Source organism: Pseudomonas sp. TE36184, assembly GCF_054060055.1.
Genome location: NZ_JBSSCU010000001.1, coordinates 1,225,580 through 1,248,045 on the forward strand (window position 1 = coordinate 1,225,580; position 22,466 = coordinate 1,248,045).

General features: G+C 53.1%; 19 protein-coding genes and 4 pseudogenes. 6 read left to right on the forward strand and 17 right to left on the reverse strand.

Annotated features, from left to right (window positions below; translation table 11 throughout):
- Nucleotides 1-33 precede the first annotated feature (33 nt).
- From ACVWZP_RS05450 to ACVWZP_RS05515, 14 genes and pseudogenes are all read right to left on the reverse strand, one after another.
- Complete coding sequence (locus tag ACVWZP_RS05450; RefSeq protein ID WP_457369496.1) at nt 34-453, reverse strand: hypothetical protein; 420 nt, start codon at nt 451-453, stop codon at nt 34-36.
- A complete protein-coding gene (locus ACVWZP_RS05455) occupies nt 450-884 on the reverse strand; it encodes a GPW/gp25 family protein (protein WP_457369497.1) in 435 nt (144 codons plus the stop codon). Before ACVWZP_RS05455 ends, ACVWZP_RS05450 begins: the two co-directional genes overlap by 4 nt.
- A gap of 15 nt (nt 885-899) precedes the next feature.
- Nucleotides 900-2,930, reverse strand: coding sequence for a hypothetical protein (locus ACVWZP_RS05460; RefSeq protein ID WP_457369498.1), 2,031 nt, complete (start codon nt 2,928-2,930; stop codon nt 900-902).
- Nucleotides 2,931-2,992: 62 nt separating this feature from the next.
- The gene (locus tag ACVWZP_RS05465) at nt 2,993-3,568 is read right to left on the reverse strand and encodes a CIS tube protein (RefSeq protein ID WP_457369499.1); all 576 of its coding nucleotides are present in this window, start codon (nt 3,566-3,568) and stop codon (nt 2,993-2,995) included.
- On the reverse strand, nt 3,565-3,750 hold the full coding sequence (locus ACVWZP_RS05470; RefSeq protein ID WP_457369500.1) for a DUF5908 family protein: 186 nt from the start codon (nt 3,748-3,750) through the stop codon (nt 3,565-3,567). Before ACVWZP_RS05470 ends, ACVWZP_RS05465 begins: the two co-directional genes overlap by 4 nt.
- Nucleotides 3,747-4,283, reverse strand: a complete 537-nt coding sequence (locus ACVWZP_RS05475) for a phage tail protein (protein WP_457369501.1) — start codon at nt 4,281-4,283, stop codon at nt 3,747-3,749. Before ACVWZP_RS05475 ends, ACVWZP_RS05470 begins: the two co-directional genes overlap by 4 nt.
- The gene (locus tag ACVWZP_RS05480) at nt 4,280-5,575 is read right to left on the reverse strand and encodes a phage tail sheath family protein (RefSeq protein WP_457369502.1); all 1,296 of its coding nucleotides are present in this window, start codon (nt 5,573-5,575) and stop codon (nt 4,280-4,282) included. The genes ACVWZP_RS05475 and ACVWZP_RS05480 overlap by 4 nt, the downstream gene beginning before the upstream one ends.
- A gap of 106 nt (nt 5,576-5,681) precedes the next feature.
- Complete coding sequence (locus ACVWZP_RS05485; protein WP_457369503.1) at nt 5,682-7,283, reverse strand: phage tail sheath family protein; 1,602 nt, start codon at nt 7,281-7,283, stop codon at nt 5,682-5,684.
- A 100-nt stretch (nt 7,284-7,383) separates the two neighbouring features.
- A complete protein-coding gene (locus ACVWZP_RS05490) occupies nt 7,384-8,568 on the reverse strand; it encodes a phage tail sheath family protein (protein WP_457369504.1) in 1,185 nt (394 codons plus the stop codon).
- A 60-nt stretch (nt 8,569-8,628) separates the two neighbouring features.
- The gene (locus ACVWZP_RS05495) at nt 8,629-9,087 is read right to left on the reverse strand and encodes a phage tail protein (protein ID WP_457369505.1); all 459 of its coding nucleotides are present in this window, start codon (nt 9,085-9,087) and stop codon (nt 8,629-8,631) included.
- 256 nt (nt 9,088-9,343) lie between these two features.
- Complete coding sequence (locus tag ACVWZP_RS05500) at nt 9,344-10,510, reverse strand: hypothetical protein (RefSeq protein WP_457369506.1); 1,167 nt, start codon at nt 10,508-10,510, stop codon at nt 9,344-9,346.
- A 53-nt stretch (nt 10,511-10,563) separates the two neighbouring features.
- A complete protein-coding gene (locus ACVWZP_RS05505; protein WP_457369507.1) occupies nt 10,564-11,163 on the reverse strand; it encodes a hypothetical protein in 600 nt (199 codons plus the stop codon).
- A 210-nt stretch (nt 11,164-11,373) separates the two neighbouring features.
- A protein-coding gene (locus ACVWZP_RS05510) for an IS3 family transposase (protein WP_457369508.1) occupies nt 11,374-12,533 on the reverse strand; the annotation gives its coding sequence in 2 pieces (ribosomal slippage) (nt 11,374-12,278 and nt 12,278-12,533; 1,161 coding nt in all).
- A 115-nt stretch (nt 12,534-12,648) separates the two neighbouring features.
- Nucleotides 12,649-12,963: pseudogene (locus tag ACVWZP_RS05515) on the reverse strand (IS21 family transposase); the annotation flags it as partial.
- A 156-nt stretch (nt 12,964-13,119) separates the two neighbouring features.
- Between ACVWZP_RS05515 and ACVWZP_RS05520 the strand changes: the two are divergent.
- The 5 genes and pseudogenes from ACVWZP_RS05520 to ltrA (ACVWZP_RS05540) all read left to right on the forward strand — a co-directional run.
- Nucleotides 13,120-13,467 (forward strand): annotated as a pseudogene (locus tag ACVWZP_RS05520) (IS66 family transposase); the annotation flags it as partial.
- A 413-nt stretch (nt 13,468-13,880) separates the two neighbouring features.
- Nucleotides 13,881-13,985: pseudogene (locus ACVWZP_RS05525) on the forward strand (IS66 family transposase); the annotation flags it as partial.
- A gap of 462 nt (nt 13,986-14,447) precedes the next feature.
- The gene (ltrA, locus tag ACVWZP_RS05530; protein WP_457369509.1) at nt 14,448-15,677 is read left to right on the forward strand and encodes a group II intron reverse transcriptase/maturase; all 1,230 of its coding nucleotides are present in this window, start codon (nt 14,448-14,450) and stop codon (nt 15,675-15,677) included.
- Between the two features lie 82 nt (nt 15,678-15,759).
- Nucleotides 15,760-15,945: pseudogene (locus ACVWZP_RS05535) on the forward strand (transposase domain-containing protein); the annotation flags it as partial.
- A gap of 348 nt (nt 15,946-16,293) precedes the next feature.
- Nucleotides 16,294-17,721: a group II intron reverse transcriptase/maturase gene (gene ltrA, locus ACVWZP_RS05540; protein ID WP_457369510.1), complete on the forward strand. Its 1,428-nt coding sequence runs from the start codon at nt 16,294-16,296 to the stop codon at nt 17,719-17,721.
- Nucleotides 17,722-17,965: 244 nt separating this feature from the next.
- On the opposite strand, the gene ACVWZP_RS05545 is transcribed toward ltrA (ACVWZP_RS05540), so the two are convergent.
- The gene (locus tag ACVWZP_RS05545; protein WP_457369511.1) at nt 17,966-18,208 is read right to left on the reverse strand and encodes a hypothetical protein; all 243 of its coding nucleotides are present in this window, start codon (nt 18,206-18,208) and stop codon (nt 17,966-17,968) included.
- An 835-nt stretch (nt 18,209-19,043) separates the two neighbouring features.
- Here ACVWZP_RS05545 and ACVWZP_RS05550 point away from each other — a divergent pair.
- The gene (locus tag ACVWZP_RS05550; protein WP_457369512.1) at nt 19,044-19,982 is read left to right on the forward strand and encodes a hypothetical protein; all 939 of its coding nucleotides are present in this window, start codon (nt 19,044-19,046) and stop codon (nt 19,980-19,982) included.
- 473 nt (nt 19,983-20,455) lie between these two features.
- Here ACVWZP_RS05550 and ACVWZP_RS05555 read toward each other — a convergent pair whose 3' ends face one another.
- Both ACVWZP_RS05555 and ACVWZP_RS05560 read right to left on the reverse strand, forming a co-directional pair.
- Entirely contained in the window at nt 20,456-21,205 is a 750-nt protein-coding gene (locus ACVWZP_RS05555; RefSeq protein ID WP_457369513.1) for a hypothetical protein, read from the reverse strand.
- 115 nt (nt 21,206-21,320) lie between these two features.
- The gene (locus ACVWZP_RS05560) at nt 21,321-22,322 is read right to left on the reverse strand and encodes a hypothetical protein (protein WP_457369514.1); all 1,002 of its coding nucleotides are present in this window, start codon (nt 22,320-22,322) and stop codon (nt 21,321-21,323) included.
- Nucleotides 22,323-22,466: the final 144 nt, after the last annotated feature.

Below are 22,466 nucleotides of genomic sequence, written 5' to 3' on the forward strand. Positions count from 1 at the left end.
GAACTCTAAACTCTTACAAGCTCCCTATAAGTACTAGCCCGCCATCACCCCAACTTCAGTGGCCATAAACATACCAGTCCCCATCGCTGGAACCATCGGGTCCGGAGCACCGGTGGAGGGATCGATCGCCGGTTGCATGGGTGTAAACATCACTTGAAACTGCGCGCCCTTACACAACGCGGGTTTGCCACCAACCTGCAACCAAGGCTGTGGTTGATTGGGAGCCAGCCCTATGATTTTCGCAATGCCCATTCCGGGCGTGATAAATTGCCCCTTCGTATAAGTCCCACTGATCTGAACCATTTTCTCGTCGCCCATTACACAGATCGCCTTGCCACCGATATTAGTCGGCACCATCGCGGTGATCGGAGCCTGCGGTGCATTGACCAACATCGGTCCAAACGTGGGATTGAGCTTTACCATATCCCCCTGCACCACTAGTTGATCGCTCATTGGAATGTCCCTCGAGCCCCTTCCGCTACATTGAGCGTTCCGCGCAGTTGTCCCATTAAACCGGTCTCCACATGTCTGTATACAATGGTTACCTGCAAGTGCCCTTCATACCTCGTATCCTTGTCCACTATTACCTGCAGCGCCTGCGCACGTGGCTCAAATGATGTAATGCTTTCATAAATCAGCGCCGTCACATGGGCCACCAGGCCTTCATCGATATTGGCAAACATGGCCGACTCCAAATCGCAGCCATAAGCGGGCCGCATCACACGCTCACCGGGCTGGGTTTGCAACAACACGCTAATGCTCTGAGTTATTCCAACGTCGCCATCCACCAATTGAATGCTGCTCGGACTTTCCCCGTCATACGCAGTTGGCTCCAGTACAAACGACGGAGGAAATGGCCAGCCGCCTTGTTGATTTGTCGCCATTCGGTGATCCTCCTTTTATGGTTTGAGTGAGGTCATCGGCGATTTCACATCCGCCTTGGCCTGACCGTCAATCTCTACACTTGGTCCTTTCAGGACCGCACCCACACTTTTAAGCGACAGCTCTGAGGTTGGACCGCCGTTAAACGACACGCCCTCTGTACCCTTGGCAGTGACAGAGGTGGCCTTCATCGATATTGACACCTGCGTCAGATCAACTTTGCTTTGCCCCGCCGCAAGCACTACGTCTTCGGCCGATAGGGCCATGGTGGTCTTGCCGCTCATCTTCACTGCCCCCCTATCGCTGGATACCGCCACGCCTTGATCTCCGCCCAATGTCAGGTGGCTTTTCGCACGCACCTGTACATCCTTTTCTTTGGCGCTCAGCGAAATCCCCCCCTTGGCAGTCGTGACGGAAAACTCACCCGCCTTCACGTCAAACGCCACACCCTTTTTGGCGTCCACAGTGATTTGTTGTAAGTTACTGCCTGCGCCAACACCCCACTCCATGTGCTGTGTCTTTTGGTCGAACTTGAGTCCCAAAGAAGCATCGCCCTTGTGAAAGACAAGGCCGCGCTTGTCGTTATCTATGACTGTCCAGCCCTCAGGGAGCTTATTTACCGGGTTGTTCATGGCCCCTATCATCACTAGGCTGCACGGGTCTCCCGCCATCGTGCAAAGAAGCACCTCGTCGCCGGTTTGTGGATACAGCCACATCGCAGCACTCTTGGACGCATACGCACCGCTGTACCGTGCTCGCACCTGCCCTTCAATCCCAGCCACATCGACCCACACCTCGTTCCAACCCTGGCGCGAATGCGTCTTGTCGTAGGCGCATACACGCCCGACCACAGTGCCGCCGGGGGCAGGAACCTCCACCCACGATGCAGACTGCGTCGTCAGACCCACAGAAAACGTGGTCCTGCAGTCAGCTAACCGTGCGTCAAACTCATGTTCAACTGCCGTAATCAGTCCTTCGCCGCAAAGCCCTTTCTCGAACTTTTCAAGCTTGAGCATTGCACCAACCAACCCCATCATGCAGCCACGCAACACCACAGTGCCGCGCGCAGCTTGAATCTCAGAGGATAAAATTAACCCATTCGCCCGGCCCTTAGACGTAGCCCCACCATTGGGCGCGGGCCAGCCGCAGTCCATCAAATGCGAGTCGGCCGAGGTGAGAGGTTTGATCGTGCTCACATCGAAACAACCATGCCCGTGCAACACTGACTCGCCTCGCACCTTAATTCCCGCTTGTTTTTGCACATCGTGCTGCTCAAGCCACACCGATTTTGGTGCATGTAAAGCTGATTGCTTCCAGCTCAATTGCTCGACGTGATCTTTGTCGCCAAGCACACTCACCACGTCCTTGCACCACCCGACAGGCGCGACCCGGCCGCCCTTCACCTCAGGCCAAAAACATACGCCATTGCGCCAAAGCAAAGCTTTGGCGAACTCCCATACCGAAGCGCCGAATGGCCAATGAATGGTTTGGTCACGCTTAGTGGTCAGACTATGGCTTTTATCGGCCTGAATGACGGCCACACCTAACAGCGTTTTCAAAATGTCGGCATCTGACTTGCTCTGAAACGAACGGCCTGAAAAGTTCGACTGCAAGTGCACCAGTTCATGCTTGACCTTGATTTCAACCACCGCCGATCCAGCTAGCACCTCACATGCCGCCTGCTCGACCACTCCCGAAAACAGCGGAATCCACGCAGTCTTTCCGACCTCACGTACCTGGATCGATGTCGATGCCGATACGCGACACTTCTGGGCAAGCTCGGTTAGAATGCGACCGCTGGCCGTGGGAGTATGCGGCTCAATGACCGCGACAGTGATAAGTGCGCTGGGCACCTCGTTGACTGCAAAACGAGTATGAACGCCGGTGACCATGCACTCTCCCTTGAAGACGTCAGATAACACAACCCCGTCCACGGTCACGCGCACGTCACAAGCATCACCTACCGACGATGGGATCTTTGACGCCCCCTCTCCTGGAGCAGCCAGCGTCGACGGTACCGCGCGTTGGATCCCCTCAAAAAAAGACATTTCATTCCTCTCTCATCGACATAGCGTCTGAGTCGTGCCGCACAGGCACTACGCACCGGGGTTCAAATACCTAACTTGTCGCGCAGATTGTTGATCGCCCGTTTAGGCCCCCCACCTGCTACCTGAATACTTTGGTCCGCGGCGGCCGGCTGGACTTTCAACTCGAGCTTCACCGTAGCCCGCATTGGCCGCCCACTGCGGCCAAATAACGTATAATCCACACCCATCGACGTGCAGTACGCCACGCAATAAGGCTCGCCGAGCCAATCCATACGCCCCCAACTGATGTTTAATAAATGGTCCGCATACGAACCAGACGCGCCCTTAGCTGGCAAGCACACTTTCCTAAGTTGGGCCAATTGACTGGTAACCGAATCGCGTACTCCAGGCCGACTGGCATCCAGAATCAGCTCAAGCACGAGGTCACCGTACTTCATGCCTTTAAAATTTAACGTGTCGGACGTTGCCCCAATTGCACGCTCAACCGCGTACTCTGCGCTGGTATGCAATTGCAGGCTTTGCGGGTTATACATCGCCCTCACCCGATTGGCCGGCGCGATCTTTTGCTCAATCGTGAGCTTCTCCAACCGGATGCCTAACGCTTCACCTAGCTCCGTGACTCCCGCAAGCCCCATCATTGCAGTCTCTCCCGTCGGTCTTCGAGGATACGCAATACTCGCCGAACGACCTGCTCAACCAAACGTGCTTGGACATGACTATCCAGGCTCGATGTCTGCGGGCGCGGCGACTTCGAACCCGCGCCATGTTCATCGGGCAGCACGCGCGCCTCAATGATCAACTCTCGGATCTCGATAGTCATAATCTGACAGGCACCTGTTTTATCCAGCGATAAGAAAACGTCATCGTCTCAATCAGCACGTTATTACTTGCTGCTTCCAACTTTCCCAAACTCCAGCTCGTGGGCATTGCATCCCGGACGTACCAAAGGCACGCCGGCTGCCCAGCACTGTCCATGAGCGCCACCTGAATATCAGCGTACCCATTGAGAAAATAACCAAGCCCACTTTCGAACAGTCCAGACATCACCGTACTCGGCAACTTTGACAAAATCCCCCGCTCAAGGACGAGCGGCTTATTGGAAACGTGTTGCGGCAAATAGATATCTCCGACGTTTTCACCCCCCTGGTGAAACGCCTTGGCATCAAGGTCCCTGCCAAGACCCGAAACGCTCTGAAAGCGAACATCCAAAGGACTGTAACCCACAGGGATACGGCTCAAAGATGCAAGTTTGGAGAGTTTGGAACCCGCTTTCGGTGCCATACCCGGCAATTGCGCCTCGAAGTACACATGAAACCGATGGGACAACAACATTTGATCCGGAGCAATACTCATACTCCCTCCTCAAATGTCATGGTGACCTGCTGCAGTCCACTGGTGACAGACTGCCCGTGCATCACCGTCATATGAACCTCCAAAAATTCCGCCGGCTGCAAAACTGCAATGCCCACTTTGACCCGAATGATCCCCGCATTGACCTCAGCCATCGTCATCGTTTCGCCGAGCCCCACCTCAACCAAAAACGCCTGGGACTCTTCGACCCCCATCAAGCCCCCCTCCTCCCATAATCGACGCAGCCACGCTTCGCAGGATGTGCGCAGACGCAACCAGGTCAGCCGCGTATTGGGCTCAAATACAGCGAACTGGCAGATCGCTCGCAATTGCTGCTCAACCCACGTCGCCGTGCGTCTCACTTGAATGTAGCGACAGTGTGGATGGGTATGGAATGCCAAAGTGCGGCAACCCCATACCTTCACTACATGAGCTTGCCCGGGCACACGACGAATCAAATTTAGCGACATCTCGAAGCCCGTAACTCCTGTAAGTAACTGATCCTCCCGATACGTAACGCCTAACGCGCCTACAACAACTTCATTGGCGGGCGCTTTCCAAATTCCGTGCTCAGCATCTACTCGCGCCATTACACCGCACACCGCTCCACTAGGCCCAGCAAAGTGCTGACCGGGGATTTCCAAATGCGGGCCATATATCGCCATATATTCGCTCCGCGAGCGCCACGGATTCTCCACAAGCAACTGCTTCGCGAATGCCTGGGTTACTTTCAAATCAAAGGGGCTATCCACAACAAAAAACCAATCGGCTCGCTCAGTCGTCGCGCGCAACACTGCGGTCCAGGCACTTACATAATTTTGTGCCACCTCGTCCGCTGACAGGGGGATCAACGGTTTTGTGGGCTCGAACCACTCACGCAACAATGGTAGAGTGATTAGACTCACTTGATCCTCGTGCAAGGCGCTGATCCAATGATTCGGCCGCCCTAATAACTCCACAAGCAATTGCGCCTGCTGCGCTACCTGATCGGCAGGTACCGACGAACCTAATTTGGGTAGAGGTAGCAGCATTACATATCCAAACTCGCCGCCATTAAGAAAGTACAACCTCACAGCAGCCTCCACGCCGAACCACAGTTGACTCTTAGACTGCACGGTATAGTCGCCCCACGACGACACCAATCTCCACACCACCTCATTAACGGGCTCAGAGGCTTCATACCAGCCGACCCACACAGGTACCGCAGCCGGCCACGCCTCGACCTCCCCCCCTTGCTGCTGTGGGGCAATAGTGATACCTGGGAATTTATGCCCATCGTGGCTCTGCTGGTGCATCTTGAAACTCCTATGGATCAACCGGAACAGAAAGTTGACGGTTGCTGGGGCAATGAACTCGGGCCACGGGCCCCTTTAATTCCCGCGCCCGCTGAGTTGCACGGCGCTAAACAGCGACAATGTCCTGAGTCAACTGCAGTACAATAAATTCGGCTGGGCGCACCGCGGCCAAGCCTACACGCACAATCAGACGTCCCTGACTCACGTCGTCCGCAGTCATCGTCTCGTTAAGCCCCACATGCACAAAAAAGGATTCCGCAGGCGTTGCACCCGCCAAAGCCCCTTGTTTCCACAGTCGATTCAAGTATTGGCTTATAGCCAAGCGCACACCGACCCACGTAGGCTGACTGTTAGGCTCAAACACCACGGCACGTAAAGCGTCTTGAACATCGCGCTCCACCGTACTGAAAAGCCGCCGAACCGGTACGTAGAGCCAGTTCAGGTCGGTCGCCTCAGTCATAGTGCGAGCCCCCCATACCATGTGACCACGTCCGGTGAATGCGCGCACGGCGTTAACACGTGCTTTAACGATCTTGTCGTTATATGCGTCGTCAATGCGGATGCTGGTCACTACCTCTTTAGTGGAATTAACTCCTACAGCTACCAACCCTGCCACACCGCTCAACTCCACGTTCGCGGGCGCTTTCCAAACGCCGCGCTCACGGTCCACACGTGCATAAACGCCGGCCATAGCGACGCTGGCACGTAAGATAACCGGGGTATTAGCAAGCGCTACTACCTTAGAAAGAAGTATTTGGGCGGCAGTAAATCTTTCAAACAATTCACTATATTCTGTGACTATTTTCAAAAGCGCAGAAGCGGACTTTATATTTGGGTACCTTTCCTCCGTAAGTTCAGCGGCGACCAGAGGCTCCCCATTAATCACCTGGCTTTTAATATTCGCCAGTCGGGAACGCCAGTCCTGTGCGCCGCCTTTCGCAATTGTAGCGTCGACAGCCGATATCACGTCTATACCCTTGCTATTAATACTAGTGCTTAACTTGTCGCAAGCTGCGCGCAATGCCGCAATATTGCTGGGTTGTGGATCGAGGCCAATGCCAGTGATGCCCCTGACGGAGACATTGTTAATATCCTCCACATACCGGTATGTAGTGAGTAATGCCGGAAAATAAGCTGCTGCGTGCTGCTTATTCAGAACTTCAGGAGCGCTGATAGCGTCGTTATTAAGTAATCCGTCAGTCAGCAAGAACCGACTTTGCATACCGCCCGACGAACTCCTGCCTACCAATTTATCCAGAGCGCTAACGACTTTTTGGTCATCCGCCGAGTTACGATGTTCACACCAGCACAACAAGGTGATGTCCGGGCACAACTCGATTGCCGCACCAATGGCGTCAACATGAGCCACATTGAATTCATTGATTGGCAGCACATAACAAGCGCCGCCCCCATTCTCGAAAAACAATCGGACACTGGCAGCACCAATGTGAGCTCCAACAAATGCCAGAGCCTTGTTTGAGCGTGCTACGTCGATAGCGAATGTATGAGATGCGTCTGATTTGAACACCTGAGTAAAACTTAGCCAACTATCAATCCGCACACACTGCACAGCCGGTGAAGTTTCGGGGGTTTTGGCATCATCAAAATGCCCCACAAACACCGGTACTGCCGTAGGACTACTCTGGATACCCAGCGACAGCGCATTCAATTCCTCAACATACACTCCGGGCGATCTGTAATCATTCATGTTAGAATCTCTTATTTGACTGCTTAGACCTGATCGACACCAACCCATCCTGAGTAGGCGCTAGGTATATGATCGCGTGTTGAGCCGCTACACCCCTGACTTATCCCGGCGCCACGTCCTGTGTCAGTTGCAATATAATGAATTCAGCTGGCCGCACCGCCGCCATGCCGACCCTCACAATCATCTTCCCAGCCTTCACATCTTCTTCAGTCATCGTCGTGCCTTTGCCAATCTGCACAAAGTACGCCTGCTGCGGCGTATCGCCCATTAATGCGCCCTGCTTCCACAGTCGTTGCAGATAACTGGTGACCGCACCACGCACTTGTTCCCAGGTCGGCTGGCTGTTCGGCTCGAACAGCGCAGCGCTCATCGCAATACGGATATCGCGCTCGGCCGCGCAAAACAATCGACGTACGGACACGTACCGCCATGTGTCTTGATCGGAATGCAACGTGCGGGCCCCCCAGACCATCGTTCCAGTGCCACGGAATTTGCGAATAACATTAATAGCGTGACCTCCCGATGGCGCATTAAGCACAGCATCAACGGCATCAGGGACCGGGAACTTTGGACGCAGCCCGCCGCGTACCTCCACGTTCGCCGGAGCCTTCCACACCCCGCGTTCGTTATCTACGGAACAGTAAACTCCCGCCATCACAGCGCTGGGCGGCACATCGACCAGATCGTTTCTTGCTTCTGGGGTACTGCCCGGCACTGACGCCTGCAGCCACGGATAATAGACCGCGGCAAATGAGTTGCTGTAATAGTTGTCTTGAGCGCTTGATGCAGTCGTCGAGGTCAACGCGCTTTCGTTCGGTCCGTCATATAAGGCGAAGTAAGTCTGCCCCGGCTCGCATAATTTCCCGACCGCGGCTGCAAAGCCGGCATGATCAGCGCCCGCCTGCACGATCAGCGTGGCATCGTCCAGTGTCGGCACCTGATCGATGAGCTGGGCAACAGGCACGAGATAGCAGCGACCTCCGCCGTTATCGAAATAGCCCTTGAGCGCCAGGTAAACGGGACTGCGGTTCAGCTCATACTCCTGCGCCCTTGCGTCGCCAGGAGGAAGCACTGCCACCAGCTTGGTCTGCACATCCAGCCAGTTATCGAGCGCGACGATCTTGGTGGCGTCCAAATTTAAAGTGTCAGAACCACCGACCCTCCCACTCTTGACGTTGCTGGAATCTAACGCAAACACCGGAACTGATGTCGCTCCCGACGGAATCGATAATGACAACTTAAACGGCTCTTCAACGTACACGCCCGGCACTGTATAATTGGCCATGGTCATCTCCTTACCCTAAGTTAGGCTACTGCTCGCATCCCGCTACCGCATGCACCATCATCAGGACGCGTAGTGCACCTGAACCCCATCACCCACCAAGGTAATTTCCTCAAACGCAACTTCGTTACCAGTTGCCTCCAGGCTCGGCCCCGTAAGCTTGGTAGGAAATGCATTCTCCAAAGTCCAGGTCAATTTGACGTTATCCTTGGCGTCCAGCAGCGAAATTTCCACATCCTGCTTGTCGTACTGACCGAAGACCACACTGCTCATCCATTCATACAACTCACCTTGCTTAGGCACGATGCCACGCTTGAGCGTCACAGTCGGGAAACCCGACTGGCCCGGCTGCTGATAACGCCCGCCCAAGCCGTCCTGGTACTTAACGACCTCTACACCCTCTTCGAGTCCTGAGACACTGCTAAAGCGCCCCTCCAATTTCCCCTTTCCCAACTTCACCTTGAAGCGATGGGAAACAAGAGGATAAATCTCTGCAATAGTGGCTTGCTTTTCCGCTGACATATATTGGCCTCATGATTTTAGGGCAACGCGCACACTGCCTGTTCGCCTGCCTGTCCGCCTAAGTTTGCCGGCAACAAGCCGACGCACACCTTCACACCACGTAACGTTCCACCAGCCACACACGCATAACACTACCCCACGCGCGCACTTAAATAACCCTGCAACAAACTGCCTAGCAGAATTGTAATTTCGCGTATTGCTGTAAATATCTAGTCCGCCAGAACCAACGACACAGCCAAAGATTAGCGCTTAATTATTAGGTAGATGGCTTAAAATGAAACACGACGCTACGACTATCAACAGACCCCGACAGCAATATAAAGTTGATATCATTGATTTTTTGGACGGGATTAACGTCTGAAAACGCAAGATAATAGCCGCCAAACCCCACGAAGAGTTGTTTTGCCACCGCTGCTGTTTTGTCATTAAACACAACAACACAAGTGCCTGCATCTATACTTGACTTTGGAGTCTCCGGCGCCGCACCCAATACACGCACCGCCAGAAATATACCGTTAGCACCGTCGGCGGGATAGAATATGCGCTCCTCTAGCGCTTTCCGCCTTGCTGCCTCGGCCAGCATGGATTCGACCATTACGCTCTGCCCAATGGCATTAGCACCGGTTAGTGCCGCACGCATGCTTGCAGCCCACCCTTTAAGAGAGCCCTCTTCAGCGGTGCTGGCGGCCAGGTGCAAGGCCTCTAGAAATGCATCCTGCAGCTTCTTCGCAGCCTTTGAAGTATTGCCAAAATCTAACTTCTCATCCTTTAATTCATAGTTTTTTAGCAACTTGATTGCTATTGCTAAAGCTCCTCCAATATCCTTAACGGCCTGCTCCAGCGCCCCTCCTGTCAAAGCCAAACCGACGTCAGTGATAGTTAAATATTTATCATCAATTGCGATACCTAGCCCTTTGACAGTACTTAAGCCAGACTTTTCTTTCAACAAACTGATAGCCAGTCCACCTGCGCCAAGCTCCAAGCCGCTATTCGGGGAATCTAATTTTAACGCCAAGCTTGAACCGTCCTGCGTCAAGCCCTTACCCAGCTGCAAACTAAGACCGCCACCACTAACCTGAAGAGCCCCTGTCGCAACCAAAGCCACACCATCCTTACCAACAACAAGGCCCTGACCTACTTTGACCGCGATTCCGTCTTGAGTGATCTGGAGTCCGCTGATATCTTCGCCACTAGTAGACGATTTCGTCAACCGAACCCTTAGCGGATCACCCTCCTTCCAAAATAAGCCTGTTGCTTGCGACTCGACTCGCTTCATCGCCTCATCGAAACCAACAGCTTGCCGACCAATATCAGCCAACCGAATCAAGTCACCATAATCGGTTTCTGTCGGAATCGCTCCCGTCTCAAAGGCCTTTTTAAGTACAGCCGCCGATACTAAGGTAGTTAGATTTTTGCTTGCCACACAGCCTCCTGCCTATAAGATTTGAACCTCTTAGGCTATTTCCGATTAGGGCGTTAAATACCCATCAGAAATTCGAGATTCAATGTCAACCTGCCTTCAGCATTGATGGTCAGACCACCGCTCGGATCGCAAAGCACCGCCAGCCCACTGGAGCTGACTTGAAGACCGGAGGCTGCCGGCACGAGCTTTAAAGCTAAGCCGGAGTTGCCCTGCAGGCCGTCACCGAAGACGATCGCCAAGTTATCACCTACTTGAGTCAGCCCAGACGAGTCCACCCTCAACACGCACGCGCCACCGTCAAATGCCAAGCAGGTGCCCTTGCCCTGCAGTCCCGGCTTTAGCGCCAGCGACAAAGCACCTGCTGAATTCACTGCAAACCCAGGACCAGCCCGAAGCTTCACGGAACCCTCCTCCAACAACTGAAGGCCTCCTGCACTCTGCAAAACCAGACGCAACGGACCAGCCTCGCCGCTGAATTCGAGACCTGTCGAGACAGACCCCATACCCCCTCCGACGGCCTGCCGCCCGATGTCCGCCAATGCTATCAACGCAAAAAAATCAAGCTGCTCCGGCGCATCCCACGCTTTGAAGCGCGAAGTTAGACTTGCTAGCGAAGCACCCAACAGCCCTTCAATAATATTATCGTTTGACATTCCCACTCCCACGCCAGGAAAAATAAGCAGACACACTACCGACTCCAATTGGCCCACTTAGCCGGTGCCTTCGCCTGCTATCGCTTGCTCTGTCAAAGCAAGCTGTCATCCATCTTTCGTTACAACCATAGATCAAACTTACGAGTATGCACGGCGTTGCGATCGACGAAATTTCTCTAATGGATATGCGAAAATTCCCCGGCGTGGTGATCAACTAATCCCGGACACGACGTTAAGTTTTTCTTCGGCCCGAGCTGGCGCCAGCCCACCGTTGAATTGATGGGGTCGAACCCAGTTGTACCGATGCATCAAGAAGTGGCTGATATCGCGCTGGGCTTCTTGAGCCGTTCTATAGCCCGTGGTCGGTATCCATTCCGTTTTCAAGCTGCGGAACACGCGCTCCATTGGCGCGTCCCGGCAATTTCCTCGGCGACTCATGCTCTGGCGCATGCGATAACGCCACAATCGCTGACGAAATAGCCGGCTTGCGTATTGCGACCCCTGATCCGAGTGAAACAGCAGACCCGAAGGCCTGCCACGCTGCTCGTAGGCCATATCCAGGGCCTTGATCACCAGTTCAGCGTCCGGCTTTTCCGACAACGCCCAGCCCACCACCCGGCGCGTGCAAAGACCCAGCACGACCGCCAAGTAATGCCATTTCCCCTGGGCCCAAATGTAGGTGATGTCGCCGCACCAGACTTGATTCGGGGCTGGTACATCAAACTCCCGATTCAAGGTATTCGGGATATCGAGTCTTTCTACTGTCGCTCGTTTGTAGGCATGTGAGCCGGGTTGTTTACTGACTAAATCAAGCTCGCGCATCAAGCTGCGTACTTTGAATCGACCGAGCTGCTCACCGTCTTCACGCATCAGCGACAGGATGCTGCGGCTGCCCGCCGCACTGCGACTTTGCGTGAACAACTCGCTCACCCGGCTGCGCAACCTAAGCCGTTCAACATCGGGCGTGCGGTGCCTAAGACGCTGGGCGTAGTAGCACGAACGAGTTACTTCAAACACCTTGCACAGCCAATCAACTGGCTCATGGACGTTCAGCTGATTGATCAGCGCGTACGCTCGTGATCTTCCGACATCAAGAGCGCGGTAGCCTTTTTTAATATCGATTTTTCCCGTTCAAGGCGGGCGATCCGGGCTTCCAGCTCCTGGATTTTCTGCTGTTCTGGGGGCAGCGCTTTGCTCTGCGGCGTGACGCCTTGGCGCTCCTGCTGAACCTGATCGACCCAGCGGCGCAGGGCCGACTCGCCGACGCCAAGTGAACGGCTGGCTTCGATGTAGCTGTAGTTTTGCTTGAGCACGAGGTCGGCAGCCTCGCGTTTGAATTCAGCAGAAAAGGAACGGCGTTGTTTGGTCATCTGACACCTCGATCTGGCGAGCATTCTCGCCTAAATGGGTGTCCGGTTTCATTAGACCACTACATCACGTACGGTTCTGCGAGAGGCTGAAGGTGAAACTCCTTTGGTCTACTTACCAGCCTTGCGGATGAGCGAGTCGGTACTCTTGCCAGAGCAGAGCCAGAGTCACGCCGGGGCGGCGCAGCTCGGCATGCGCCCAAGCCCAATCAGGCATCGGCCTTTGATCGCTGGGAACTGTTGGTGCTGGCGGAAACAGGCATCGCTCCAGCTCGGCGTCCGACAATGATGTCGGCCAAGTCAGCCCGCAAGCGTTGAAACGGTGCAGGTAATTGCCGGCACTGCCGCTGCTGATGCGCAGGCTGGCGGCGATCTTGCGCACGGACAGGCCGGCGTCGAACTTTAGGCGTAGTACCTCTCGGATTTTACGCATGGATATACGCTCCACGACGACCTCTTCGCTTCGATAAAAGAGGCCGATGGTAGTGAATAGTCCTGCGTTGCCGCCTGCCTGAGCGTGGGTCGGATCAGTGAGAGACCACTGTCCAAGTGTTCGTGGAATGGGTGTCCAAATGCGCGTGGAATCCGCAGCCTGCTCGAAGGTTATCGCGGCTACCTGATGACCGATGATTACGCTGGTTATAACGCCTTGGGCGCGCAATCCGGTGTCGAACGTTTAGGCTGTTGGGCACATGCGCGACGCAAGTTTGTCGAGGCGCAAAAGGTGCAGCCTAAAGGCAAAACCGGGCGTGCTGATATCGCCCTGAATCTGATCAACAAGCTTTACGGTATCGTGCGAGATTTAAAAGAAGTCGGCGATGAACATCGCTACGAAAGCCGCCAGCAACGCAGCCTGCCGGTGTTGGCGCAGTTGCAAACATGGCTGGAGAAAACCCAGCCACAAGTGACGGCGCAAAATGCATTGGGCAAAGCCATCACCTGTCCGAGCCAGCGCCCTCCCTCACGGGCGCACTGTTTGTATGGCCGTGTCTAATGGCCACTTCACCCTGGCAGGCTTCCCCTGTTTCGTATGAGTTCTCTTCTGTACATGCCATCACCACTACCCCGGCGGCAGTGCCAAGTTCGTCTGACGCTCGATCCCTTAGCACTATCAACCTTCCCCGTTATTATGGCGGGCCGGCTACCGCAAGGCATTTTCGGGGCCTGCTCGGTGTTCGCTGCGCGCTACGGCCTGCACAGTCACTGACTTCCTAAAGAAGCCTTTTCTTCAGATACTTCAGCCCATTCGTTGCCTCCTGAACTGCTCCAAAGTGCTTCCGGCCGGAGCGACAGTAGCCGGGTGGGATTCGCACCCACTGAACTCATACGCCTTGTCAGGGCGTACACAACAACGCCGCCGAGCGTGCGATCCGGCCCTTCGTGATCGGGCGCAAGAATTGGCTGTGTGTGTCACGAAGGAGGCGTCATGACGACGACATGAAAACGGCGGCATGACGCTCCATGTTCCAAGGTGGATGGAGGTAGGCCCTCCGGTCAGGGCGTGCAGGCGTACTGATCAAACGACCCGATGCTGCGAACATGTTCAGCATGTTGGTGGTGAGCGATTCGGGAAAAGGCAGAGAAACTACTGTCACGTAAGGCTCAGGTAGTTGAACGAAAGTGAACTGACTGATGAAGCGACGAAATCTCCACTGGTGTCAAAACGGGCTTGTATAGCCGGGCCCCGAGAAGTGCAGAGGACACCTGTCTACCGACTGCACGGCACCCGTTGTCAAGGCAGCAAGAACCTGAGCCAGGCCATTTTGGGGAACGTGAGAACCTATCCCCGGCACGTATCGTGGGGATAGGGACGGACTCACCCGTAGTAGTGATGAAAGACCTGTAATGGGGCTGGAGCGAAGGGGTGGGGATCACTTTCGTTGTGCGGAACACAACTCAAACGAGGATGACGTTTTAGTGCAGCGAAAAGCATTCGAAATACCGAAGTCGCTGGTGTGGATGGCGTATCAGGATGTACGCCGCAATCGTGGCGCGCCGGGCTGTGATGGTCAGACGCTCACGGACTTTGATCGGCAGCGCGATCATAACCTCTACCGCATCTGGAACCGGTTGTGCTCAGGGTCGTATTTCCCGCCACCTGTACGGGAAAAGCGCATTCCAAAAGACAACGGCAAGGAGCGCATCCTTGGCATCCCAACGGTCTCTGATCGGGTTGCCCAAGGCGCAGTGAAAAGATATGTGGAGGCTGTGATCGATCCGATTTTCCATCCTGACTCTTATGGGTACAGGCCAGGAAGATCGGCCCACGATGCTTTGCGTCAATGTTCCATTCGGTGCCGTCGTAAGAACTGGGTACTGGAAGTGGATATCAGCGCGTTCTTCGACCACGTTGGACACGACCTGATCATCAAGGCTCTGGAACATCACCAGATGCCGAAATGGGTGATCTTGTACTGCCGACGCTGGCTGCAAGCGCCGATGCAGAGTGAGAGGGGGTTGCTTCAGGAGCGGGGGCGAGGGACACCTCAAGGGGGTGTGATCTCGCCCTTGTTAGCCAATTTATTCCTGCATTACGCCTTTGATCGTTGGATGGACAGGACGCATCGCGGCGTGCCGTTTGAACGGTATGCCGACGATATTGTTATTCACTGCACAAGGATGAGCGAGGCTGTTCGAATCAGGGAGAGCCTGACGCGACGGATGAGTGAAGTGGGCCTGACCATCAACGAAGAAAAGTCGAAGATTGTCTACATCGACACATTCGAGCGGCACAACGTCGCGACGAGCTTCACCTTTCTCGGATATGACTTCAAGGTGCGAACCCTGAGGAACTCCAAGGGCGAACTCTTTCGTAAGTGCATGCCGGGAGCGTCGATGAAGGCGATGCGCAGGATGGTAGACACGATCAAACACTGGCGCATCCATCGATCCACGACTGATGACCTGAGGGATTTTTCTCGCAGGTACAATGCTGTGATTCGAGGATGGATCGAATACTACGGTAAATTCTGGTACAGGAACTTCAGCTATCGATTGTGGAGCGCGTTGCAATCGCGCCTGCTCAAATGGATGAAGAGCAAGTACCGAATTTCTATACGTCAAGCGGAGCATCGGTTGCGTCTTGTTCGAAGAGAGAATCCGGAGCTGTTCGCGCATTGGTATTTACTACGTGCATCGAATGTGTGATCAAGAGCCGCATGACGGGAGACTGTCACGTACGGTTCTGTGAGCAGCCGAGGGGTGAAATTCCCTTCGGCTGACTCGACTCAGCGACACGCCCAAAGGCGCGACGGCCAGTGCTCAACTTTACAGTTTGGTCGAGACGGCTAAAGCCAACGGCCAGGAGCCCTATGCGTGGCTGCGCCACGCACTTGAGCGCCTGCCACAAGCCTTGATCGTAGAAGACTTCGAGGCCTTGCTGCCGTGGAACTGCACGCCGCAAATTCCAAGATAGCCATAGATCCCACCTTTAAAATGTGGGGTTCATGGAGCGCTTAGTGCGCCAGCCAAGCTGGCAGTTGATAAAGGGTGAAAGTCCCTACGAGAGAAGTTATGGCGAAACACCTCGACCCCGAGTCATGCGTTGTGCACCGCGAGGTGTACGGCGAAGCGTTGGCAGGGGAAACCAGCAGGCCAGCCATTGAGCCGCGAAATCATGAGTCCAGGGCGCCGACGCTGTTAAGCGAAGCGGAAGGCCACAGTGTGCATGACGATAATCGCAAGCCATGTATCACGCCCTGCGCGGTCGTAGACCCTGAGCATGCTGGGAAGTCAACTGTACGGAAGCTGAGAGATCTCATCCGTGTCTGGTCGTGACAAGCCAGACGGGGCAGGAAAGGTCACAAGCCAAAAGCCTGCCGTCTACGCGGATGAGAAGTCGGATAACTCCGTAGTACCTGAGAAGTTGTCGAACAATGGGTTTTGCTCAGCGGAGACAATGGAGGAAAGGGAGTTAGCCAAGGGGAACAGCGAACAGCCTTTCGCATCCCGGACGCAGAGCCGGACAAGTGCGTTGTCAGGGTTGCTCGCTGTACGTCAAGCAGCTCGGCGAGATCGCCGGGTAAAGTTCACGAGCTTGCAGCACCACGTGACGGTCGAGCTATTGCACGAGAGTTTCTACAATCTCAAGCGAGACGCGGCCAGTGGTGTGGATAGTCTATCGTGGCGAGAGTATGAGCAAGGTCTGCTCACAAGGCTGACAGCCTTACACGACAAAGTGCACAGTGGCCGCTATCGCGCCCAGCCTGTCCGGCGGGTGTTTATCCCAAAGGCCGATGGTAGCGAGCGCCCGCTGGGCGTAACCGCACTGGAAGACAAGATCGTCCAGACCGCAGTCGCGCAAGTGCTCAACGCAATTTATGAGCAGAACTTTCTCGGACTCTCGTATGGTTTTCGCCCAGGTCGGGGGCAACACGATGCATTGGATGCGTTATCGGTAGGAATACAGAATTCGCGTGTTCGCTGGATATTGGACGTGGATATTCGAGCGTTCTTTGACACCATCGATCACGAATGGATGATGTGCTGCCTGCAACACCGAATCGCGGATAGGCGAATGTTAGCGCTGATAGCTCGATGGTTGCGCACAGGTGTTCTCGAAAATGGAAAGCGCACTCCTGCGAAGCAGGGCACGCCGCAAGGTGCGCCCATTTCACCGTTGCTTGCCAACATCTACCTGCACTACGTGATGGACTTGTGGATCAGGCAATGGCGCGAGCGTACTGCACGAGGTCAAATGATTGCTGTGCGGTACGCAGACGATAGTGTGCTTGGATTTGAAAAGCATGAAGATGCATGGAGTTTTCACCAGGCGTTGGAGGCTCGACTAGCTCAGTTCAACCTGACACTGCATCCAGAGAAAACACGCTTGCTACGGTTTGGCTGGTTCGCGATCGAAGATCGCAAGAAGCGCGGAGAAGGAAAACCGGAAACTTTCGATTTTCTCGGGTTCACGCATATCTGTGATAAAACCAAGAACGGGATGTTTGTGGTTAGACGCGTGACCATCGCCAAGCGTATGAGAACGACAATCAGGGAGATACGGGCGCAGTTACACAAGCGCAGGCATGAGCCCGTCCCGGTAATCGGACAATGGTTGAGCCGTCTGTTTAAAGGTTACTGCAACTACTATCACGTACCCGGTAACACACGGCGACTGGATGCCTTTCGCCGTGAAGTGATCGGTGCGTGGAGGCATGCTCTTAAACGGCGAAGTCAGGGCACCGTCTGAACTGGGAACGCATGGCTACGTTGGCCCGGCTATTCATACCCTATCCAAGAGAGCTACCAATGCATCCGCATCCCATAACCCGCTTCGGCGTCAAAACCCAAGGCAGGAGCCGTATGCTGTAATTCCGCACGTACGGATCTGTGCGGGGGGTGGCAGGTGACTGCCATTCCTACCGCGACCGCTGTTTCGGCGCCCGCGAGCATATCCATCGGCTCCGTGCCGAGCCAGATGGAATCGATGCGAATCATTGAGCGAGTCCACAGACGAATCGGGCGCACCCTTCAGGATCAGAGGCCGGCCACTTCACCGTGAGCACTTGCTGGCCAAGCGGTAATTCAATGATCGCCGGTGCTTCGGTCTTTCGTTTTGGTTCGACTTTCAAAGGAATGAAAGCTAGCAGCGTGACGGCCTGCGGATTACGGTAAAGAGGAATCCACCTGCGAACGACATTGGTTTTGATGCCGTGCGTCATCGCAATAGCTGCCACGGAAACACCGGGCTGTTAGCACTCTTGGACGACTTGGATTTTGAAGAACCTCGGGTAAGACTTACGTTCACGTATGGCGATCCTGATGTTAAGGGTAATTGCCTTCGCTTAAAAATACGCGGATACAATCGCCCTTATCGACTTGACTCAAAAGGTGTGTTCCCTGCCCCGCACTTTCAAAAATCAAACTCCTTATTCGCCCGGACCTACTCACGCTTAAAGGCGAGCTCCTCATCTCGCGGGCTGCATATACCGGAAAAGTTTTTTGGCACCTAACTGTGCCTCTGGAGCCCAGCGACTCAGCAGGCTCGGGCAACGACAACCTCTTGGGCTATTTGACAACAACTGGCTTCGGTGCGACGAAGCAGCTCAGTAGATTCCCGCATGAACTCGGGGCTATATCTTGTGCGTCATGCCCCCCCTTAAACTCGATGCGAGCTTACTCGAAATTGTCCGTGCTAAAAGGGTAGAACCCGCATGCCTTGCACTATGATCTAGGCGTTCAGAACGCCTTACTTGTGCGGCCACCCTCGTAATATTTCATTCCTTTACAGGGTTATTGTGGGCTGACACTGAACCGTCAATCTCCAAATATTTATCGGTCGCAGTTTTTTAGCCGTACGAGCGAATCCGCCTCACTCCACTGCGGACCTTGGAAATCTTTCAGACGAATGCACGGCATACCTTGAGAATCAAGCCTATGATTACGACTAATGTGAACCATGAGATAAATTCCCGAAACCGGATGGAGCAAAGTTATGAACAGCGCTAATTTTCAGCAATCAATATACTATCCAACAGCGCACCTCATCGCAACTATAGGATGAAAATAGAAATGTATCATTTCAACTGGTCGCCCGTAAGCAAGCTTGAGCGAGAAGAAAAAATAAACTCTATGATTCCACTGTATGCTGAAGACGAGGAAGATGATGAGGTAGAACGCCATGTCTCTAAACGGTATTTGATTGGCGGAAGAGGCCGCCAAAATTTCTCACTTAAAGATCAGGAAAAAATAGACGCCGCACTAGATTTTTCTTTGGAAATTCTATCTACCGCAATTAATGCAATAAAAACAGAAAGCATCGAATATTTGACTAAGGTTTTGTCGTTGCATATGATTATCAAGAACTCAGAGGAAGTCGCGCGCCTCCTCCCTGAGCTTCTGGGCAAGCTCGAAGTATTAAGCGTCGAAATTGGGGCTTATCGTCGGGGCATGATAAGGCAAAATCAATTTGCGAAAATTCGTGACAAATTCCCTTCTAAAAGTGGCTCTGCATTAGCATTGGTATCGGGGCGGCATGATGTTAAATACAGACGTATTTTTGTAACAAATAAGCTATTGAACTTATCAGTAGCCAGTCTTGCCACCACACTAATACACGAGTCATCGCACCATTTTTTACGCACTGGAGACTACTGGTATAACAACTACGCCACCTATGAACAGGGAAAGCCTGATTCAGGTTTTTTTGACATTTTTGAAAAAATTATTTTCCACGAATTATCATTTATGAGGACGTCTGACACCGAACAGACAACAATATGGTCTGAATTACGAAAAAAGGCGGTTGACGATGAATTTTTGAGGGCGTTGAACGCTGACGGTCGGTTTAAAAGAAAACAAAAAAATAAGACGCTAATGAATAATGCAGATTCTATTGTGGCGATGATTCTGACACTTTCACATAAAAGTTTGGAGCATGATGAGAACGCGAGGATATTATTCACCGAGCTACCTTCGGAGGCCCTGTATACCACACCTGGTGAAGATTAGAGGAGCGCATGCAAGCGCTATCACGGCAGGAAGTGCTCGTCACACCGGATAACTCAGTGCGCCAGAATCCGCCGCGAATTTGGGGGTCAGCAGCATGGCCAGCGCGCTGAGGGCTGGCCATACTCTTCTCGATCAACAGAGCCGGCAACCTTAGCCCCTACGAACATGTTTTATAACGTGGACCTGTAGGATCCAATCAGAGACTTTAGTTTCGGCAAAGAGAGCGCCCCTCGGACGCGTGCGCTGAATGCCTATTGCCCGGGGTCAGCGTCACCACCACTAAATTCGGCCCTAGAAATGCAAAACAAGGCCGGTAGGTTGAAAAAAACCGGCTTGGAAATGGGGACTGTGCGAACGGGTTAATTGTTCAGCGTCTCATTAACGGATTACGTGCGCCTTTGCGAACAGATAAACATGGCGCGGCTCGCAGTCTTCCTTCGCAGGGCGAATCATTATAGAGCCGAAAACCAAGCTCAAAGTCCAGATGCGCGACGAATAAATTCAAAACCAAATTGATTGTATATCCTCTTGATGTTAACGTGTTTTTCGCTGGCATCAACCAATTCGACAAACTTATCATCAGTCGCGATTGAAATCGGAACAAACTTTGAACGAGACATGTGCGAGTATCCTAGAGTAGCCTCCTCCTCGAACAATACCTCCCCAACACCCTCAACCGCCCTATTACCAAAAGTATAATTATTACTTTTTATCGGTATGCTGACCCCTACGTTCATAGGATTCGAGTGCTCCTGGGTTATGCTTCCGTGCAAGTCATCAGTGCGATAATAAATTGTTGGCAAAATATTCGAAGCTGCTTGCGTATAGCCAATTATGTTCTCCGGCTGATACAAATCATGCATATTGCTAAGCGCCTGGTACATAACCTCATATTCCTCATCAGTTTCGGGCCCCAGCAAATCGATATTATTGCCCCAGCTTTCCTCTACAGATTCATTTCTTTTCGATTTTACATTCCGTATGTAACTTTTTCTTCGATTCAAACTAAATTCGGAATCGGCAGTCCGTTCAGAATTAGCGTTTGTGACCGATAAACGCGAAAAAGAACGTTCAGGCGCACTAACGACTTCCATCGCGCTCTTGAGGTAGGGGGCGGTTTGATCAGTCTTTGAAGACTGACTATCTTCCTGCTCCCCGTCATGTGTATCTGCTTTACGCCCCGCCCTGTTAACCGATGATTTCCTACTATAATTTTTATACATAGACTCCCCCTTGGTAACGCTGTACATCCAACATGCTTAGCCCCTCCCCAAGCGCCCGGAAACTCTATTAACATCCGGATTCGATTGCACATTCAACAACCGATTAAAAAACAACTTAAATTACGATGTGAGTTTTTTCACCCCTTTTTGCCTTCTCTTGGAGTATTGCGGCGGCGCTTGGGTCATCAGCAAACACTGCTCCCGGCCCAGATATCGCTTGAACAGCCGACTCCAGCTGCCTGTCATCCAAACGGCCCGGCCCCGTCGTCACGACGGGTTCAAAATACTGATTAAAAATAACCAATGACTGGTTGAAACCTTCCTTTCGAGACGTAAGTTCTTCAACTTCTTCGCGAAGCGAAGGGTCAATGTGCATAAGCTCGCTCGACATGTGCATAGATCCTGCCGTTTCAGAAATCATACGGAAATGCTCATCAGGATTATCTGTACGAGGATGCACCTGGTAAATTATATCTTTAAGTTGAGAAAATTTCGTAAAGCTATGCCTGTTTATAATTTTTAAAGCAGGGTTGTCGCGATGTGTGGCGAAGGAGCTAGAGTGAAACCCTACTGCCCCCCCCCACCGATCAAAGGTGACAGGCCCCGCAGTTAATACTTTGCCCCTAGGCACGGACAGTGCCATTGGCAGAGGTTTAAGAGGCCTATTATCGACGTCATTCCAAATGCCGCCTTTACTTTGTATAAGCTCAGATTTAATAACATCAGCCCCTGAAGCAGGATGAGCCCTCCCTCCCTCCCTGGAAGCCTGGAACTGGGCATGACGTGGAGTTTTGCTGAAGTCAGCAAACCAACGTTCTTTACGTAAATCTTTGACTTTTACATGGTTTAAATGTTTTTCGAAAAAAGAGATATTTTCGCCTTCGACGGGCAGAACGTGCAGCCTTATTTGATAATTTTTATTATTAATTTCAGCGGTCTCATTGATCGCATTGACGTGTTTCAAAAAAGGCGCAACAGGTCCCTGCCAAAAATAATGGATCTTGGATGGAACGCGCGCCATTGCACCGTCTTCGTCGCGAGCGACTTTTTGCGCATCTGGCTTGTCTGATTGTCTGCCGATTTTTTTGAGTTTTTCAAAAAATTTTCCCACGCTCATCTCCAAGATCGTGATAACGACGTCGCAATCAAGCGCGCCCCTAGCCGGCAAGTACCGTGAACGGACAGAGCAGGCATTAGGTATGCGTCATCCCAACGCTGCTACTCTACTGTCCCATTACATTACTCAGGGAGCATAACCCTC